Source organism: Bradyrhizobium genosp. L (genome assembly GCF_015624485.1).
GTDB lineage: Bacteria > Pseudomonadota > Alphaproteobacteria > Rhizobiales > Xanthobacteraceae > Bradyrhizobium.
The window spans coordinates 2,446,363-2,461,561 of record NZ_CP061378.1 but is presented as its reverse complement, the minus strand read 5'-3'; the positions used below and the strand labels follow the sequence as shown (position 1 = coordinate 2,461,561).

15 protein-coding genes are annotated in these 15,199 nt (G+C 64.7%); 6 read left to right on the top strand and 9 right to left on the bottom strand.

Annotated features, from left to right (window positions below):
* Window positions 1-4 precede the first annotated feature (4 nt).
* On the bottom strand, window positions 5-916 hold the full coding sequence (ltnD, locus tag IC762_RS11360) for an L-threonate dehydrogenase (protein WP_195788885.1): 912 nt from the start codon (window positions 914-916) through the stop codon (window positions 5-7).
* Between the two features lie 104 nt (window positions 917-1,020).
* Here ltnD and IC762_RS11355 point away from each other — a divergent pair, with 104 nt between their 5' ends.
* Window positions 1,021-1,677: an aldolase gene (locus IC762_RS11355; RefSeq protein WP_246801516.1), complete on the top strand. Its 657-nt coding sequence runs from the start codon at window positions 1,021-1,023 to the stop codon at window positions 1,675-1,677.
* A 242-nt stretch (window positions 1,678-1,919) separates the two neighbouring features.
* Here the strand turns inward: IC762_RS11355 and IC762_RS11350 are convergent, their stop codons facing one another.
* From IC762_RS11350 to IC762_RS11325, 6 genes are all read right to left on the bottom strand, one after another.
* Window positions 1,920-2,624 (bottom strand): ABC transporter ATP-binding protein, encoded by a 705-nt coding sequence (locus tag IC762_RS11350; RefSeq protein WP_195788883.1) that lies wholly within the window; start codon window positions 2,622-2,624, stop codon window positions 1,920-1,922.
* Window positions 2,608-3,339, bottom strand: coding sequence for an ABC transporter ATP-binding protein (locus IC762_RS11345; RefSeq protein WP_195788882.1), 732 nt, complete (start codon window positions 3,337-3,339; stop codon window positions 2,608-2,610). The genes IC762_RS11350 and IC762_RS11345 overlap by 17 nt, the downstream gene beginning before the upstream one ends.
* Complete coding sequence (locus IC762_RS11340) at window positions 3,336-4,313, bottom strand: branched-chain amino acid ABC transporter permease (protein WP_195788881.1); 978 nt, start codon at window positions 4,311-4,313, stop codon at window positions 3,336-3,338. The genes IC762_RS11345 and IC762_RS11340 overlap by 4 nt, the downstream gene beginning before the upstream one ends.
* Window positions 4,313-5,146, bottom strand: a complete 834-nt coding sequence (locus IC762_RS11335) for a branched-chain amino acid ABC transporter permease (RefSeq protein ID WP_246801643.1) — start codon at window positions 5,144-5,146, stop codon at window positions 4,313-4,315. Before IC762_RS11335 ends, IC762_RS11340 begins: the two co-directional genes overlap by 1 nt.
* A 75-nt stretch (window positions 5,147-5,221) precedes the next feature.
* Entirely contained in the window at window positions 5,222-6,478 is a 1,257-nt protein-coding gene (locus tag IC762_RS11330; protein ID WP_195788879.1) for an ABC transporter substrate-binding protein, read from the bottom strand.
* 87 nt (window positions 6,479-6,565) lie between these two features.
* The gene (locus IC762_RS11325; RefSeq protein WP_195788878.1) at window positions 6,566-7,399 is read right to left on the bottom strand and encodes a putative hydro-lyase; all 834 of its coding nucleotides are present in this window, start codon (window positions 7,397-7,399) and stop codon (window positions 6,566-6,568) included.
* A gap of 119 nt (window positions 7,400-7,518) precedes the next feature.
* Here IC762_RS11325 and IC762_RS11320 point away from each other — a divergent pair, with 119 nt between their 5' ends.
* Genes IC762_RS11320 through IC762_RS11310 form a run of 3 tightly spaced genes read left to right on the top strand, consistent with a single transcriptional unit; the run spans window position 7,519 to window position 10,652 of the window.
* Entirely contained in the window at window positions 7,519-8,451 is a 933-nt protein-coding gene (locus IC762_RS11320) for a LysR family transcriptional regulator (RefSeq protein WP_195788877.1), read from the top strand.
* 14 nt (window positions 8,452-8,465) lie between these two features.
* Window positions 8,466-9,716 carry a Zn-dependent hydrolase gene (locus IC762_RS11315; RefSeq protein WP_195788876.1) on the top strand — a complete coding sequence of 417 codons (1,251 nt, stop codon included), beginning with the start codon at window positions 8,466-8,468 and terminating at the stop codon, window positions 9,714-9,716.
* 24 nt (window positions 9,717-9,740) lie between these two features.
* The gene (locus tag IC762_RS11310) at window positions 9,741-10,652 is read left to right on the top strand and encodes an NAD(P)-dependent oxidoreductase (RefSeq protein ID WP_195788875.1); all 912 of its coding nucleotides are present in this window, start codon (window positions 9,741-9,743) and stop codon (window positions 10,650-10,652) included.
* A gap of 98 nt (window positions 10,653-10,750) precedes the next feature.
* Here IC762_RS11310 and IC762_RS11305 read toward each other — a convergent pair whose 3' ends face one another.
* The gene (locus IC762_RS11305) at window positions 10,751-11,824 is read right to left on the bottom strand and encodes a tartrate dehydrogenase (protein ID WP_195788874.1); all 1,074 of its coding nucleotides are present in this window, start codon (window positions 11,822-11,824) and stop codon (window positions 10,751-10,753) included.
* A 168-nt stretch (window positions 11,825-11,992) separates the two neighbouring features.
* Here IC762_RS11305 and IC762_RS11300 point away from each other — a divergent pair, with 168 nt between their 5' ends.
* Complete coding sequence (locus IC762_RS11300) at window positions 11,993-12,769, top strand: SDR family oxidoreductase (RefSeq protein ID WP_195788873.1); 777 nt, start codon at window positions 11,993-11,995, stop codon at window positions 12,767-12,769.
* Window positions 12,770-12,991: 222 nt separating this feature from the next.
* A complete protein-coding gene (locus IC762_RS11295) occupies window positions 12,992-14,413 on the top strand; it encodes an amidase (RefSeq protein ID WP_195788872.1) in 1,422 nt (473 codons plus the stop codon).
* A 5-nt stretch (window positions 14,414-14,418) separates the two neighbouring features.
* Here IC762_RS11295 and IC762_RS11290 read toward each other — a convergent pair whose 3' ends face one another.
* Window positions 14,419-15,051 carry a TetR/AcrR family transcriptional regulator gene (locus tag IC762_RS11290; RefSeq protein WP_195788871.1) on the bottom strand — a complete coding sequence of 211 codons (633 nt, stop codon included), beginning with the start codon at window positions 15,049-15,051 and terminating at the stop codon, window positions 14,419-14,421.
* Window positions 15,052-15,199: the final 148 nt, after the last annotated feature.

Here is a 15,199-nt window from a genome sequence, read left to right as displayed (position 1 = left end):
CCTCTTATTTCTCGCCGGGGAGTTTGGTGCCGGTGACCTGCGCATACATCCGCGCCACCGAGGCGTCGTCGTCGCGGCCCATGCCGGCGGCCGATGTCATCAGGAACATCTGCAACGCGGCGGCCGAGACCGGCACCGGGAAACGCGCATTGCGCGCCATGTCCTGGATGATGCCGAGGTCTTTCACGAAGATCTCGACCGCGCTGCGCGGCGCGTAGTCGCCGTCGAGCACGTGCGGCATGCGGTTCTCGAACATCCAGGAATTGCCGGCGGAGGCGGTGATCACCTCATAGACCTTGCGGATATCGAGGCCCTGTTTCGCGGCAAAGGCGATCGCCTCCGAGGCGGCTGCGATGTGCACGCCGGCGAGCAGCTGGTTGATCATCTTGAACGCGGCGCCCTGCCCTGCGGCATCGCCGAGCTCGTAGAGCTTTGCCGCCATCGCATCCAGCGCCGGCCGCGCCTTGGCGAACGCCGCCGCGCTGCCGGAGGCGAGGATGGTGAGCTCGCCCTGCGCGGCGCGCTGCGCGCCGCCGGAGATCGGGGCATCGAGGTAATGCCGACCAGTCGCCTCGAGCTGCTTTGCGAGGCGCCGTGCGATGTCGGGGTCCATCGTCGCGGAGGAGATGAATACCGCGTCTTTGGCAAGCGTCTCGGCGACGCCGTCCTTGCCAAACAGGATGGTCTCGGTTTGCGCCGCGTTGACGACGACGCTGACGACGATGTCGGCATCCTTCGCCGCCTGGGCCGGCGCTCCGGCGCCCTTGCCGCCGTCCTTCACGAAACGCGCGACTGCGTCCGCCGACACGTCGCAGCCGGTGACCGCGAAGCCGGCGCGGTTCAGCGAGGTCGCCATGCCGTATCCCATCGAGCCGAGGCCAATGACGGCGATGCGCGGTTTTACGGAACTGGACATGCGGCGATCCCTCGGTGTTCTCTAGCTTTGCTGCTTTGCCTATCACGGCTTGGCCACGCTGCCAAAGCATGAGACAAGGCGAAAAGACGGGAGGCTTGCGCGCCATGAGCGAAACAAAGCTTCGTGAGGACATCTGCCGCTTCGGCCGCTCGCTGTTCGAGCGCGGGCTGACGCCGGGATCATCCGGCAATGTCAGCGTCCGGCTCGACGACGGCGGCTGGCTGGTGACGCCGACCAATGCTTCGCTCGGCTTCCTCGATCCGGCGAAAATGTCGCGGCTCGACGCGAACGGCCGCTTGGTCTCCGGCGACGCTCCGACCAAGGAAGTGCCGCTGCACACCGCGCTGTACCAGACGCGGTCTGCCGCGCGTGCGGTGGTGCACCTGCACTCCACCCATTCGGTCGCGCTCTCGATGCTGTCCGAAATCGACCCGCGCGCCGCACTGCCGCCGCTGACGGCCTATTACGTGATGAAATGCGGCCAGACCGCATTGGTGCCGTATTATCGTCCCGGCGATCCTGATGTGGCGGATGCGATCAGGGGGCTGGCGGGGCAATATTCGTCCGTGCTGCTCGCCAATCACGGCCCGGTGGTGTCGGGAGATACGCTGGAAGCCGCGGTGTTCGCGACGGAAGAGCTGGAAGAGACGGCAAAGCTCTATCTGCTGCTGCGCGGGCTGAACCCGCGGTATCTGTCACCGGATCAGGTCAAGGATTTGACAAAGGTGTTCGGGCTGACGCTGCCGGAGCATGGGCATTAAATTCGTAGGGCGGATTAGCGGAGCGCAATCCGCCGCTTTGTGCAACCAGCACCACGGCGGATTACGCCTTCGGCTAATCCGCCCTACCGTGCTTCAGCTGCCACAAACACCGGCGTCATCCTGAGGTGCGAGCGGAGCGAGCCTCGAAGGATGGGCTACCAGCCCGCCAGTGGCCATCCTTCGAGGCCCGCCGAAGAGGCGGGCACCTCAGGATGACGCCCGTGTACGTGGCGATAACCGGATCAAAGCCCGAGATACGCCTTGCGCACGTCGGGATTGCCGCTGATCTCGGCCGCCGTGCCCTGCATCAGTACGCGGCCGGTTTGCAGGATGTAGGCGCGGTCGGCGATCTCCAGGCACTCGGCCATGCGCTGCTCGACGATCAGGACCGTCATGCCGGCGTCGCGGATGCGTTTGACGGCCTGGAAGATTTCATCCACCAGCTTCGGCATGATGCCCTGCGACGGCTCGTCGAGCATCAACAGCCGCGGCCGCGTCATCAGCGCGCGGCCGATCGCCAGCATCTGCTGCTCGCCACCGGACAAAGTTTCGGCGCGCTGGTCGAGCCGCTCCGAGAGCCGCGGGAACAGCTGAAAGACGAGATCGAGCGGCGCATCGCGGTCGGCCTGGCTGCGGTAGAGGTAGCTGCCGAGGCGGAGATTGTCGCGCACCGAAAGGCGCGGAAACAGCCGGCGGTTCTCCGGCACGAAAGCGATGCCGCCTGACGTGATGACGTGCTGCGGCTGGCCGTCGATGCGCTTGCCATCGAAGGTGACGGTCCCTGCGCGCGGACGCTCGGCGCCGGCGATCGATTTCAAGAGCGTCGACTTGCCCGCGCCGTTGGCGCCGGCGACGCAGACGATCTCGCCCTTGGTGACGTCGATCGACACCGAGGAGATCGCAACCAGGCCCTGATAGGCGGTGGTGACTTCACGCACCGACAGCATGACGATCCCCGAGATAGGCAGAAATGACCTCTGGATTGCGAACCACTTCGGTCGGCTTGCCCTCGACCAGCACCTTGCCGAGATTGAGCACGATGGCGCGGTCGACCAGCGGCATCACGATTTCCATGACATGCTCGACCATCAGCACGGTGACCCCGGTGGCGCGCACCTTGCGCACCAGCTCGACACCGGTCTGCGCCTCGACCGGGGTCAGACCGGTGAGCACTTCGTCGAGCAACAGCAGCTTCGGTTCGGTGGCGAGCGCGCGGGCCACTTCGAGCCGCCGCTTCTCCGATGGCACGAGATCGCTGGCAAGCACGTCTGCCCGCGCGGCCAGGCCGCAGAATTCCAGCACCTCATAGGCCTTCTTGCGCGCGATGCGCATCGCCGTGTTGCGGATCAGCGCGCCGACGATGACGTTGTCGATCACGGTCATGGTCTCAAAGCTCTTGACGACCTGGAAGGTGCGCCCGACGCCGCGCTGGCAGCGTTCTGCCGCCGGCAGTTTGGTGACGTCCTCGCCGTCGAAGATGATCGAGCCTTGGGTCGGCGGCAGCACGCCCGCGATCAGGTTGAACAGGGTCGACTTGCCGGCGCCGTTCGGCCCGATCAGGCCGACGATCTCGCCGCGCCCGACCGAGATCGAGACGTCGCTGTTGGCGACGAGGCCGCCGAAGCGCTGCCAGACGCCGCGGGTCTCCAACAGCGCCGTCATCGTGTGGCCCCCTTGCGCAGAGAGAACACACTGACCAGCCCGCGCGGCAGCGCCAGCGAGATCAGCACGATCAGCGCGCCATAGACGATCAGATCGACGCCGCGCCCGGAGCCGCCGACGAAGGAGCGCGTCAGCTCGGTGAGCGGGATCAGGATTACCGCACCCAGAACCGGCCCCCACAGCGTGCCGATGCCGCCTAACACCGCAGGGAGCGCCATCAGCAGGGAGAACTGGAAACCCATCACGCTTTCGGGGTCTATATAGGAGACGAACTGGGCGTAGAAGCTGCCGCCGACCGCGACCAGGAACGCGGAGACCGCCGCGGCGCCCATCTTGGAATTGAACACGACGACGCCGAGGCTTTCGGCGGCATCCGGATTGTCCTTCACCGCACGCCACCAATAGCCCCATTTGGAGTCTTCCAGCCACCAGGTGACGAGCCAGGCGATGCAGGCGAGCGCCAGCGCGAAATAGAAGTAAGGCAGTTTCGAGCGGGCGAACTGGAATTTCAGCCAGCTGTCGCCGCGCACGGGGATGTCGATGCCGAGAGCTGCGCCGGCCCAATCCCAGTTCTGGAACAGCAAGAGCGCGATCTCGGCGATCACGATGGTCGCGATCACGAAGTAGTGCCCGCGCAGCCGGAAGCAGGGATAGCCGAGCGCCATCGCGATGACTGCGGAGATCGCCCCGCCGGCCAGCATGCCAAACCAGGGCAGCACACCGAATTTGGTGAACAGCAACGCGGTGGCATAGGCGCCGAGGCCGAAATACAGCGCATGCCCGAGCGAGATCTGCCCGCAATAGCCTGACAGGATGTTCCAGCTCTGCGACAGCGCGGCATACATCAGGGTCAGCACCATGATGTTCTGGACGTAGACGTCCTTGACGAACAGCGGCACCAGCGCGGCGACGACCGCGAGGCAGCCAGCCATGATCAGGTCACGCCTGCGGCGTTGGGCGAAGTGGGTGTCCATCACATCGATCCGAACAGGCCGCGCGGGCGGATGAAGACGACCAGGAGATAGACGGCATAGATGCCGACCGATTTCAGCGACGGCGGCAGCAGAAGCGCGGTCGAGGCTTCGACCAGGCCGACCAGGATGCCGCCGGCAAAGGCGCCGAACACGCTGCCGAAGCCGCCGAGCGCCACGGTGACATAGGCAATCAGCGCAAAGGACGCACCGACATCGGGATAGATGTAGAAGAAGATCGCCATGATGGCGCCGGCGAGGCCGACCAGCGCGGCACCGAGGCCCCAGCCGAGCGCGAACACCCGGTTCTTGTCGATGCCGACCAGCGCCACCGCGCCGGCATCCTCGCGCGTCGCCTCGAGCGCGCGGCCGAAATCGGTGCGGTTGATGAAGAAGTAGAGCGCGACGAAAGCCACGATCGACAGCATCGCGCCGATCAGTTGCGGCTCCGGCAGAAAGATGCCGCCGATCGACACGGTCTTGCCGCCGAGCAAGGACTGCGGAATGCTGCGGTAATCGGGCGTGAAGAAGAACTGCGCCAGGCCCCGCATCACGATCGCAAGCCCGAAGGTCGAGAAGATCTGCACCATGCCGGCATTGGCCTTGGCGCGCATCGCGAAGCGGACCACTAACAGATAGATCACCGCGCCGAACACGAACAATGCCGCGGCGACCAGCGGCGCCGCGAGCAAGGGATCGATCGCGAAGAACGTGAACAGGAAGAACGTCACGTACATCGCGATCATCAGGAACTCGCCATGGGCGAAATTCACGACGTCCATCAATCCGAAGATCAATGCGAGGCCGGCGGCGATCAGCCCGTAGAGCAGCCCCATCAGCAGGCCGCTCGCCAGACTCTGGATAATGGTCTCGGCTGTCACCGCCGTCTGCCCCCTGTTGCGTCCGACGGATCAGCTGTTCATCGGCCAGATCGCCTCGGAGACGGCGGCCTGTTCCGGGAAGATGGTGACGAAGTTCTTCGCGACATATTGCAGCAGCACCGGATCGGCGAAGTTGTTCTGGCCCATCTCGTCGAACTTGATGCGGCGCCACGGCATGATGGTGACGTCGCCGGGCATGTCGGTCGCGACCAGCGCTTCGCGGATCTTGTCGCCGTCGGTCGACTTGGCGCGGTTGATGGCATCGGCCATCACGATTAGGCCCATGAACTGGCGCGAGGTGTAGTCGTTGAAGTCCTTGCCGGACTTGGCGCGGTACATCTCGTTGATCAGCCCGACCATCGGCCGCTTCTGCGCGAGGTCGAGCGAGAAGCTGCCGCGCGAGATCACGCCTTCGAGCTTGTCGCCGACCGCGTCATACACCGCCTTCTCCGAGAAGCCGGCATCCTGCGCCATGATGTTCTTCGGCTTGTAGCCGAGCTCCGCCATGGTCTTGACCAAGAGGATCGCGTCGGTGGTGTAGCTCGACGGCATCAGCACGTCGGCATTGGCGGCCTTGAGCTGCTGCACCTCGGCGGTCAGCGACGGCGAGTTGGCGCGATACTTGATGTCGGCGACGATCTTGTAGCCGCGCTCGCCGGCGAGCTTGGTCTGGGCATTCGCCGAATCGGTGCCGAAGATGGTGTCTTCGTGGAACAGCGACAGCGTCTCGATCTTTTGACCCTTCTTCTTCATCGCATCGAAGAAGTCGAACATCGCGGCGGAGAACATCTCGTCATGCGGCGAGGCGCGGAAGTAGTATTTCAGTCCGCGGCGATGCAGGCTCGGCGAGGAATTGTCGGCCGAGATGAAGGGGATCTGGTAGCGCTCGCAGGTCTGGCTGACGGTGACGGCGACTGCGCTCTGATAGGTGCCGACGACGGCACAGACCTTCTCCTGGGTGATCAGCCGCTCCGTTTCGGCACGGCCCTTCTGCGGATCGGCCTGGTGATCGGCGAACACCAGCTTGACCTTGGCACCGCCGAGACCGGTCAGGCCTTCGCCCTTGGCGAGCGGCAAGGCGAAATTGTAGTCCTTGTTGATGATCTCGGCTGCGGTGTTGAACGCGTGCTGCGCGTCGACGCCGATCGCGGCGCTGGAGCCGGACAACGGATAGATCACGCCGATGGCGACTTCACTGGTCTGCGCGCGTGCGGCCATCGGGCCGAGCGCAGCGGCGGCGGTGGCACCGGTAGCGCCGAGCAACACGTTGCGGCGAGAGATCGTCATGCGAAATTCCCCTTGGTCAGTCTGTTTTTATCGATGAAACGCTTGTAGCGCGCAGTAAAGCCCGAATGAATTGCACGAATTGCCTATTCAGAGCACAGCGAGCTGCCTGTTCCTGAGGTCGGTCACCAGCATCAGGCCGGGCGAATGCGTGATCGCGAACGGCAGCTTTGCGCTTGCAATCACCGATTGCGGCGTCACCCCGCAGGCCCAGAACACCGGGATCTCGTCGTCGCCAACCGGCACGGCATCGCCGTAATCGGGCTTGGCGACGTCCTTGATGCCGATCAAATGCGGATGGCCGAGATGCACCGGCGCGCCATGCACCGAGGGAAAGCGCGAGGTGATCTGCACGGCGCGGATCGCTTCCGCCGGCTTGAACGGACGCATCGACACCACCATCGGCCCGGCAAACGGTCCGGACGCGCTGCACGCGATATTGGTGCGGTACATTGGCACACGCAGGTTGCGTTCGATGTGACGGATCGGCAGCCCGTCGTCGAGCAGCGCTTCTTCAAAGGAGTATGAGCAGCCAAGCACGAAGGCGACGAAATCGTCGCGCCAGTATTTCATGATGTCGGTCGGCTCATCCGCCACCTCGCCGTCGCGCCAGACCCGGTAGCGCGGCACGTCGGTGCGGATATCGAGGTCGAGGCCGAGTGCCGGGATCCTGGGATCGCCGACATCGGACATGCCGATGATTGGGCACGGCTTTGGATTGAGCTGGCAGAAGCGGTGGAAGGCGCCGGCGAGTTTTTCGGGAAGGATCGCGAGATTGCCCTGGACGAAGCCGTTGGCGACGCCGGCGGTGGTCGGGGCGGAAACCGTCCCGCTGCGATAGGCGCGTCGCGCTTCGGCGCTCTCAAGCACCGGTTCGCCTCGAGCTTCCCCTTGGGTTCGCTGCGCTGCCGCAAAAACAGTCATAGGCCCCTCCTGCCCATAATCTCGACAAGGACAAGCCAACACCAAGCGTGATATAATGTCTAATCGTCCTTTCTAATCAAAATCGATAAATCAGATTTATCGATCGAAAGATACTTCCGATGACGGACTTCCGCTCGATCGAAACCTTCCTCTGGGTCGTCAAGCTCGGCAGCTTCCGTGGCGCCGCCGCGCGGCTCAACACCACCCAGCCGGCGATCTCGCAGCGCATCGCCCAGCTCGAGCGCGAGATGGGTGTCAAGCTGTTGAACAGGGATCACCGCGTCGCCTCCCCGACGCCGAGCGGGCGGCAGATGATGGTCTATGCCGAGAAGCTGATCGGGCTTCGTTCGGAGATGATGGCCGAGATCGGCGACCGCTCGGCGATGCGCGGCGCGCTTAGGCTCGGCGTCGCCGAGACTATCGTGCACACCTGGCTGCCGCGGCTGGTGAAGAGCGTCAACGAGCTCTACCCGAACCTGTCACTGGAGATCGAGGTCGACATCACGCCCAATCTCACGCCGCGGCTGCTCGCGCAGGAGATCGAACTCGCCTTCGTGCTCGGCCCGGTCTCGGCCTCCGGCGTGCATAACCGCGTGTTGTGCGACTATCCGATCGGCTTTCTCGCCAGCCCGGCGCTCGGCCTCGGCAAGGGGCCGGTGGCACGTCAGGATCTGGCGCGGTTTCCGATCATCACCTTTCCACGCAAGACCCAGCCCTATGAAACCGTGCGAGCATTGTTCAACGCGCCCGATCTGCCGCCAATCCGGCTGCATGCCTCGACCTCGCTTGCGACTGTGATCCACATGGCCAATGAAGGTCTCGGCATTGCAGTGATCCCGTCGGCGATCGTCGAGAACGAGCTCGCCGACGGCCGGCTGCAACAGCTCGACACCGACCTCAAGCTGCCGCCGCTGACCTTCACCGCAAGCTGGCTCGCCTCCCCCGACGCGGTCGCGATCGAGCGCGTCGCTGATCTCGCCGAGCAGATCGCGCAGGCAAGCGTGGCAGTTGACGGCGCGAGAGTGGCGCGTCATGAAAAAACGGTCGCGTAAAGGGAAGCGCCGCAATGAGCCGAGCCGTCACCAACCTGCAGATCGATTCCGCCCGCCTCTGGGGCGCCATCCACGAAACCGCGCAGTTCGGCGCGACGCCGAAAGGTGGCGTGCGGCGGCTGACGCTGAGCGCCGAGGACAAGCAGGTGCGCGACTGGTTCCGCAAGGCTTGCGAGGAAGCCGGCCTCGAGGTGCATGTCGACGCGCTCGGCTCGATGTTCGGGTTGAGGAAAGGCAGGGATATGTCGAAGGCGCCGATCGGGGTCGGCTCGCATCTCGACACCCAGCCGACCGGCGGCAAATATGACGGCATCCTCGGCACGCTCGCCGCGCTCGAATTGGTCCGCACGCTGAACGGCGCCGGTATCGAGACCGAGCTGCCGATCTGCATCTGCAACTGGACCAACGAGGAAGGCTCGCGGTTCGCGCCGGCGATGATGGCGTCTGCGGCCTATGTCGGCGACTTCACCACCGACGACATTTTGTCGCGCAAGGACGCCGAGGGCGTCACGGTGGCGCAGGCGCTCGACGGCATCGGCTATCGCGGCGATGCGCCGGTCGGCCGGCAGAAATTCTCCGGCTTCGTCGAGCTGCATATCGAGCAGGGGCCGATTCTGGAGGCCGAGGGCAAGACCATCGGCGTCGTCGATTCCGGCCAGGGTGTGCTGTGGTACGACGGCAAGATCACCGGTTTCGAGAGCCATGCCGGCTCGACCCCGATGCCGCTGCGCCGCGACGCGCTGGCGACGCTGTCCGAGATCGTGCTGGCGATGGAGAGCATCGCCAAAAAGCACGGCCCCAAGGCGGTCGGCACCATCGGCGAAGCCGTGATCGCCAACCCCTCGCGCAACGTCATCCCCGGCGAGATCGCCTTCACTGTGGATTGCCGCAGCGCGGACGCCTCGATCATGGACGCGCTGGATAGCGACCTGCGCGCGGCGACCGCCGAGATCGCAGCGCGCCGCAAGGTCGCGGTGCAGCTCGATCTGGTCTGGCGCAAGGCACCGACGCATTTCGATCCCAAGCTGGTCGACGCGGTCGAGAAGGCCGCCACCCAGCTCGGCTACTCGCATCGCCGCATCACTTCCGGCGCCGGCCACGACGCCTGCAACCTCAACACGGTGATGCCGGCGGCGATGGTGTTCGTGCCCTGCAAGGACGGCATCAGCCACAACGAGCTGGAAGATGCGACGCAGGCCGACTGCGCGGCCGGCGCCAACGTGCTGCTGCACACCGTGCTCGCGCTCGCCGGCGTCGCGTCGTAATCATCCCAACACCGGAGGCCTGCCGTGCGCGGAGTATTCGTCGACGCCAATGAATCGCTCGCCGTCGTCATCGAGCGGCTGGAGAGACCGGGCGATCCCAAGGTGCGTATCAATCGCGATCCCGACATCACGCCTGAGCAATACCCTGCGATCCTCGACGGCGCCGAAATCGCGATCGTCGACCACACCGCACTGCCGACCGAGGTCGCGAAACAATGCTCTGGCCTGAAGCATGTCGTGTTCCTCGGCACCGGCGCGCGCAGCTACATGAACCCGGAAGAGCTCGCCGAGCTCGGCATCTCCGTGCACCTGATCAAGGGCTATGGCGACACCGCGGTGGCGGAATCCGCGATCGCACTGATGTGGTCGTCGGCGCGCGTGATCGCGCAGATGGACCGCGAGATGCGCGCCGGCAACTGGCTGCGCGAGGACGGCACGCAGCTGACCGGCAAGACGCTCGGCCTGGTCGGCTTCGGCGGCATCGCCGCCGAAGTCGCCCGCATCGCACTCGGCAGCGGCATGACGGTGATCGCCTGGAACCGGTCGCCAAAAGCCTATCCCGGCGTCGAGTTCGTCGATCTCGACACGGTGCTGGGCAAGAGCGACGTGGTCTCGATCCATCTGCTTTTGAACGACGAGACCCGCGGGCTGGTCACGCGCGAGAAGATCGCGAAGATGAAACCGGGCGTGATCCTGGTCAACACCGCGCGGGCCGCAATTGTCGACGAGGAGGCGATGATCGACGCGCTCAAGTCAGGTCACATCCGTCATGCCGGCCTCGACGTCTTCAACACCGAGCCGCTGCCGAAGGATCATCCACTGACCAAGATCCCGAACGTGACGCTGTCGGCCCATTCGGCATTCCGCACGCCGGAAGCAAGCGAGAATTTGATCCACGCGGCGTGGGAGCATTGCCGAAGGATCGTGAAGGAATAGAAATCGTAGGGTGGGTTAGCCGAAGGCGTAACCCACCATCTTTCTGCGGTCAAAAATCGGTGGGTTACGCTTCGCTAACCCACCCTACGCCCTCTGACTTAATCCACCATCTCCGCGACCGCCTTGCCGCAGGCCGTGGTGTCGGCATTGCCGCCAAGATCCCGCGTGCGCAGCGTGCGTTCGCCGAGGGTGCGCTCGATCGCGCCGACAATGGCATCCGCGGCCTGCTTCTCGCCGAGATGCTCCAACATCATCGCGCCCGACCAGATCATGCCGATCGGATTGGCGATGCCCTGCCCTGCGATATCGGGCGCCGAGCCGTGCACCGGTTCGAACACGGATGGGAAATTGCCTTCCGGATTGATGTTGCCCGACGGCGCGATGCCGATCGTGCCTGTGCAGGCCGGCCCGAGGTCGGACAGGATGTCGCCGAACAGGTTGGAGCCGACGACGACGTCGAACCAATCGGGGTGCAGCACGAAGTTCGCGGTGAGGATGTCGATGTGGTACTTGTCCCACTTCACCTTCGGAAAGTTCTTGGCCATCGCCTCCACGCGCTCGTCCCAATAGGGCATGGTGATGGAGATGCCGTTCGACTTGGTCGCCGAGGTCAGATGCTTCTTCGGCCGCGACTGCGCCAGCTCGAAGGCGAACTTCAGGATGCGATCGACGCCGATGCGGGTCATCACGGTCTGCTGTGTGACGAATTCGCGGTCGGTGTCAGGGAACATGCGGCCGCCGACCGACGAGTATTCACCTTCGGTGTTCTCGCGCACCACCCAGAAATCGATGTCGCCGGGCTTGCGGCCCGCCAGCGGCGACGGCACGCCGGGCATCAGCCGTACCGGGCGCAGATTGACGTATTGGTCGAACTCGCGGCGGAATTTGATCAGCGAACCCCACAGCGAGACGTGGTCAGGAATTTTTGCCGGCCAGCCGACCGCGCCGAAATAGATCGCGTCATGCTTGCCGATCTTGTCCTTCCAGTCCGCCGGCATCATCTCGCCGTGCTTCTCGTAATAGTCGTAGGAGGCGAAATCGAAATGATCGAACTTGACGTCGACGCCGTGCTTCTTCGCCGCCGCCTCGATGACGCGCAGACCCTCGGGCATCACTTCCTTGCCGATGCCGTCGCCCGGAATGACCGCGATCCGATACTGCTTCCTGCTCATCGAGAACACCCTTGTGATTTGCCCGGCTGGCCAAGCCGCCTATCCTGATCGCCCTGCAATGGACCAAACTTCAAGCGAGTGCAACGCTGCAGTGCAGTGTTGACCGCGGCGCGACCCTGCCCCACCAAATTCGCCGATATCCGTTCCTCATAGCAAGCGAGACATCCCATGGATCTGCATCTGCGCGGCAAGCGTGTCCTGATCACCGGCGCCTCCAAGGGCATTGGCGCGGCCGCCGCCGAAGCCTTTGCCGAGGAAGGCGCCCATCTGCTGCTGGCCGCCCGCAACGGCGAGCAGCTGAAGGCGCTCGCCGAACGGTTGCGCTCGGCGCACCAGATCGATGCCGCGATTAGCGTCGTCGATCTGCGCAAGCCGGACGATCTGGCGCGCCTCGCCAAGGAGGCCGCCGACATCGACATCCTCGTCAACAACGCTGGCGATATCCCGGGCGGCTCAATCGACAAGATCGACGAGGCGATCTGGCGCCACGCCTGGGAGCTGAAGGTGTTCGGCTACATCAATTTGACGCGGCAGATCTACGCTCAGATGAAGGCGCGCGGCGGGGGCGTCATCGTTAACGACATCGGCGCGGCCGGCGAGAAGTTCGACGCCAACTACATCTGCGGCAGCGCCGGCAACGCCGCGCTGATGGCCTTTACCCGCGCACTCGGCGGCAAGAGCCTTGCCGACAACATCCGCGTCGTCGGCATCAATCCCGGCCCGGTCGGCACCGACCGCCACGTCACCCTGCTGAAGACCCGCGCCAAGAACCAGTTCGGCGACGAGAACCGCTACAAGGAATTCCAGAAAGGTTTGCCGCTCGGCCGCCCCGCGCATGCACGCGAGATCGGCGACCTGATGGCGTTTCTGGCGTCCGACCGCGCGGGGTATACGTCGGGCGTGATCTACACGGTGGATGGCGGGCTGACGTCGGGGTGGGGTTAGGAGTTCGGATTCGCCACTTGCTCTGACGGCATGCTGAGGAGCCGCGAAGCGGCGTCTCGATGGATGGGTCGCGGGCCACGTCGTCCTTCGAGGCTCGCTCCGCTCGCACCTCAGGATGACGTGGAACGAGCAGACCGCTCGCGATCTTGGTGGTTTCCAACTTCCGGCAAAATGCTCTACAGCAACAAGAACTGAAGTCGCAGAACGAACGGAGACAGGCGCATGGCAGATCAGGGTTTGGTGAAGGAAACGGCCTGCGCCGTCGTCGACAAACTGAAATCCGGTGACGTCACGCCGCTCGACCTGCTCGATGTCCTGGAAGCGCGCATTGCGGAGGTGGACGGCAAGGTGAACGCGCTGCCGACGCTCTGCTTCGACCGCGCCCGCGCGCACGCCAAAACCCTGATGCAGAAGCCCGCCGTCGAACGCGGCCTGCTCGCCGGCCTTCCGGTGCCGATCAAGGACCTCACCGCCGTCGCCGGCGTGCTGACGACACAAGGCTCGCCGATCTTCAAGGACAATATCCCGGCGAAGTCGGACATCCTGGTCGAGCATCTCGAAGGCAATGGCGCAGTGATCTACGCCAAGTCGAATACGCCGGAATTCGGCGCCGGTGCCAACACGTTCAACGAGGTGTTCGGCCGAACCCTCAATCCGTGGGACACTTCGCGCTCGGCCGCCGGCTCCTCCGGCGGCGCCGCGGCGGCGCTGGCCAGCGGCACGGCGTGGCTCGCGCACGGCTCCGACATGGGCGGCAGCCTGCGCAACCCGGCGAGCTTCTGCGGCATCGTCGGCTTGCGGCCGTCGATCGGCCGCGTCGCGCACACGCCGAAATTCGGCGTCAACCGTACGCTCGGCGTGCAGGGGCCGATGGCGCGCAACGTCGAGGATCTCGCGCTGCTGCTGGATGCGATGAGCGGCGAGCATGCCGCCGATCCGCTGTCGCTGCCGGTGCTGCCGACATCGTTCCTGTCCGCTGCGCGCTCCGGCAACAAACCGAAGCGCATCGCCTATTCGCCCGATCTCGGCATCACGCCTGTCGACCCCGAGGTCAAGGCCGTCACCCGCAAGGCGGCGGAGCGCTTTGCCGAGCTAGGTGCGATCGTCGAGGAAGCCCATCCCGATCTGCGCGAGGCCCACGAATGCTTCCACGTGTTGCGCGCATTCGATTTCGCGATCAGCAAGGCCGAACTGCTGCGCACCAAGCGCGACCTGCTCAAGCCGGAAGTGATCTGGAATATCGAGGAAGGGCTGAAGCTCACGGTCGAGAAGCTGGAGCGCGCCGAGGCGCAGCGCGTGGCGATGACCGCGCGGACGCTCGAATTCTTCGACAAATACGACCTGCTGCTGGCGCCCGCGACCATCGTGCCGCCGTTCCCGATCGAGAACCGCTACGTCGCCGAATGCGACGGCAAAAAGTTCGACAACTACGTCGAATGGCTCGGCATCGTCTACGCGATCACGCTGGCCTGCTGTCCGGCGCTGTCGCTGCCCTGCGGCTTCACCGCGTCAGGTCTGCCGATCGGCCTGCAGATGGTGGCAAAGCCGCGCGCCGAGGCGCAGCTGCTCGCCGGCGCGAAGGCGCTGGAGGATATTCTGGGCCTGCGCGGCACGACGCCCATCGATCCGCGTTCGCCGAAGTAGAACGGCTACGCCTTCTCCTCCGCCGCGTTCAGCGCGACGGATAGCGCGAGCTTGGTCTGCTCGACGATCTCGTCCAGCAGTTCTTCGCGGCTGATCTGGCCGACCTCGCCGGTCAGCAGCCCCTGCTCGGCCAGCATCACGATGCCGTGCAGGCTGGCCCAGATCTTCAGCGCCTGGCGCTCGCGCAACAGCCCGACGGCGGGGGCCTCAAAGGCCTCGATCAACAGCGCCAGCGTTTCCATCGCCGCGGTGTGTAGTTCACTGCCCTTGGGCGCGCAGGCCATGGTGCGCGATGCGAACATCAGCCGATAGATGCCGTGGCGCTGCAGCCCGAAGGCGAGCGCGGCCTGTGCGAAGCGCGACAGCTTCGATGCCTTGCCCGGCTGCTCGATCGCCTCCCGCATGATGACGTTGAACTGGCGGAAGGCTTCCGCAGTCACGGCTTCCAGCAGCGCGTCGCGGTCGGCGAAATGCCGGTACGGCGCCGGCTGCGAGACACCGAGCTGCTTGGCCAGCGCCTTGATGCTGATCGCCTCCGGCCCGCCGAGCTCGACCTCGCGCAAGGCGGCCTCGATCAGCGCATCGCGCAGATCGCCATGGTGGTAGGTCTTGAACGGCTTGCGAACGATTTGTCCCATCGTGCTGATGAAGGTTGGCGTGTCAGATCAAGACTACAAGTACAATATTAACAAAATCAGACACTTACACCACCCTTCCAGATCGAATGCGCAAGGCGCGCTGGCCATTAACTGCGAAACCGGCCAGCCCGTCCACCAAAAGATGGCG

What these genes read in the sequence shown, in the direction of transcription:
- ltnD (WP_195788885.1), bottom strand. Translation starts at nt 916, where the DNA reads ATGTCCAGTTCCGTAAAACCGCGCATCGCCGTCATTGGCCTCGGCTCG.
- IC762_RS11355 (WP_246801516.1), top strand. Translation starts at nt 1,021, where the DNA reads ATGAGCGAAACAAAGCTTCGTGAGGACATCTGCCGCTTCGGCCGCTCG.
- IC762_RS11350 (WP_195788883.1), bottom strand. Translation starts at nt 2,624, where the DNA reads ATGCTGTCGGTGCGTGAAGTCACCACCGCCTATCAGGGCCTGGTTGCG.
- IC762_RS11345 (WP_195788882.1), bottom strand. Translation starts at nt 3,339, where the DNA reads ATGACGGCGCTGTTGGAGACCCGCGGCGTCTGGCAGCGCTTCGGCGGC.
- IC762_RS11340 (WP_195788881.1), bottom strand. Translation starts at nt 4,313, where the DNA reads ATGGACACCCACTTCGCCCAACGCCGCAGGCGTGACCTGATCATGGCT.
- IC762_RS11335 (WP_246801643.1), bottom strand. Translation starts at nt 5,146, where the DNA reads ATGGGGCTGCTCTACGGGCTGATCGCCGCCGGCCTCGCATTGATCTTC.
- IC762_RS11330 (WP_195788879.1), bottom strand. Translation starts at nt 6,478, where the DNA reads ATGACGATCTCTCGCCGCAACGTGTTGCTCGGCGCTACCGGTGCCACC.
- IC762_RS11325 (WP_195788878.1), bottom strand. Translation starts at nt 7,399, where the DNA reads ATGACTGTTTTTGCGGCAGCGCAGCGAACCCAAGGGGAAGCTCGAGGC.
- IC762_RS11320 (WP_195788877.1), top strand. Translation starts at nt 7,519, where the DNA reads ATGACGGACTTCCGCTCGATCGAAACCTTCCTCTGGGTCGTCAAGCTC.
- IC762_RS11315 (WP_195788876.1), top strand. Translation starts at nt 8,466, where the DNA reads ATGAGCCGAGCCGTCACCAACCTGCAGATCGATTCCGCCCGCCTCTGG.
- IC762_RS11305 (WP_195788874.1), bottom strand. Translation starts at nt 11,824, where the DNA reads ATGAGCAGGAAGCAGTATCGGATCGCGGTCATTCCGGGCGACGGCATC.
- IC762_RS11300 (WP_195788873.1), top strand. Translation starts at nt 11,993, where the DNA reads ATGGATCTGCATCTGCGCGGCAAGCGTGTCCTGATCACCGGCGCCTCC.
- IC762_RS11295 (WP_195788872.1), top strand. Translation starts at nt 12,992, where the DNA reads ATGGCAGATCAGGGTTTGGTGAAGGAAACGGCCTGCGCCGTCGTCGAC.
- IC762_RS11290 (WP_195788871.1), bottom strand. Translation starts at nt 15,051, where the DNA reads ATGGGACAAATCGTTCGCAAGCCGTTCAAGACCTACCACCATGGCGAT.